Raw genomic sequence first — 1,854 nt, forward strand, 5'->3', positions numbered from 1 at the left:
GGCCGCCGGCTGCGCGGCACCAGCGAGGGCGCCGCCTGCGTCGACGGCCGGCCGACCGTGGCCCGGATCGCGGTCGCGATCGCCCGGGTCCAGGGCTCGCGCTGCGCCTGGCTGCGCGGCTCCCGCTTCTCGGCCCCGCGCTCCTGCAGCCGGCCCCAGGGGCTGCGCGCGGCCCGCGGCCTCGGCGCATGGCGCCTGGACCTGAAGCGCGCGCTGCCGTCCGGGGCGCGCTACCGGATCACGGCCGTCGGCCAGGTCCGCAGCGGCGGGAAGATCCGGAGCACCACGGCCCGAGCGACGGCCACCATCAGGAAGGGAGCCCGGCGATGAGCACTCGTGAGCTGCGGCGGCGCGAGCTGCTGCTGGCCGGCACCGCGGTCGCCGCCGCGGCCGGCTTCGGCCCCGCGTTCTGGCGGACCGCGACCGCCAACGGCGCGCTGGCCAAGACCGGCGTCGGGCCGTACGGCCCGCTCGGTGCCCCCGACGCCAACGGGATCCGGCTGCCGAAGGGCTTCCGCTCGCGGCTGATCGCCCGCGGTGGCGACCTGGTCCCCGGCACCGGCTACCGGCTGCCGGTCTTCCCCGACGGCGCATCGACCTTCCCGACGCCCGACGGCGGCTGGATCCACGTCGTCAACAGCGAGTTCCCGCTCGTCGGCGGCGCGTCGGGCATCCGCTACGCCAAGGACGGCCGGGTCGTCGACGCCTACGGGATCCTCGCCGGGACCTCGCTCAACTGCGCGGGCGGCGCGACCCCGTGGGGCACCTGGCTCTCCTGCGAGGAGACCGACGGCGGGCGGGTCTGGGAGTGCGACCCGACCGGCCGCACGCCGCCGGTCGTGCGTCCCGCGATGGGCGTCTTCAAGCACGAGGCGGCCTGCGTCGACCCGGTCCACGAGCACGTCTACCTGACCGAGGACCTCGGCGACGGCTGCCTCTACCGGTTCACGCCGCTGAACTACCCCGACCTGCACGCCGGCAACATGGCGGTCGCGGTCGTGGCCGCCGACGGCAAGGTCCAGTGGGCGCCGCTGCCGGACCCGGCCGCCCAGTCGGGCCCGACCCGCAAGCAGGTCGCCGGGGCCACGAGGTTCAAGCGGGCCGAGGGCATCTGGTACGACGCCGGCACGGTCTACGTCGCCACCACCAGCGACGAGACGATCCACGCCTACCGCACCGACGAGCAGCGGATCGAGGTCATCTACCGCCAGGCCGACACCCCGTCCTCGCCGCTGCAGGGCGTCGACAACCTGACGGTGTCCCGCTCCGGCGACGTCTTCGTCTGCGAGGACAGCTACGACGACGACCCCGACGCGATGGACGTCTGCATGATCACCCGCGAGGGCGAGGTCGCGCGCTTCTGCAAGCTGACCGGCGCCCAGCACTTCTCGCCCGACAGCGAGGTCACCGGCGTCTGCTTCTCGCCCGACGGCTCGCGGATGTACTTCGGCTCGCAGCGGGCCTGGGGGTCGGGAGCGGTCTACGAGGTGACCGGCCCGTTCCGCACCACCCGCCCGCCCGCGCTGGGGACGCCGCCGCCGGTCGACCCGGCCCTGCTCGGCCTGACCGCGACCGCCCGGATCCGCAGCGAGACCCTGCTGAAGTCGGGCCTGCGGGTGCGACTGACGAGCGCCGGGGCGATCGACGCGACGACCCGCTTGAAGGCGCGCGTCCGTCGCGGCGGCCGCGTGCGGACGGTGACGCTGGCCCGCCACGACCGGCGGCTGACCGGCGGCACCCAGGCGATCCGGCTGCGGGTCCGGGCGTCGGCCTCGCGGGCGACGCTGCGGGCGCTGCGCTCGCCGCTGCGGGCGACGCTCGAGGTGACTGTCCGCGGCGCCGGCGGCACGCCGG

The 1,854-nt window shown here is 76.1% G+C and carries 2 protein-coding genes; both read left to right on the forward strand.

Features of this window, described 5'->3' with window-relative positions; translation table 11 throughout:
• Positions 1-330: hypothetical protein (locus tag PAI11_RS27035; protein WP_040599667.1), on the forward strand; the 330-nt coding region annotated here is incomplete at its 5' end.
• On the forward strand, positions 327-1,854 hold a 1,528-nt coding region (locus PAI11_RS10075), incomplete at its 3' end, for an alkaline phosphatase PhoX (protein ID WP_050897191.1). The genes PAI11_RS27035 and PAI11_RS10075, both read left to right, overlap by 4 nt.

The sequence above is a fragment of the Patulibacter medicamentivorans genome (genome assembly GCF_000240225.1).
GTDB lineage: Bacteria > Actinomycetota > Thermoleophilia > Solirubrobacterales > Solirubrobacteraceae > Patulibacter > Patulibacter medicamentivorans.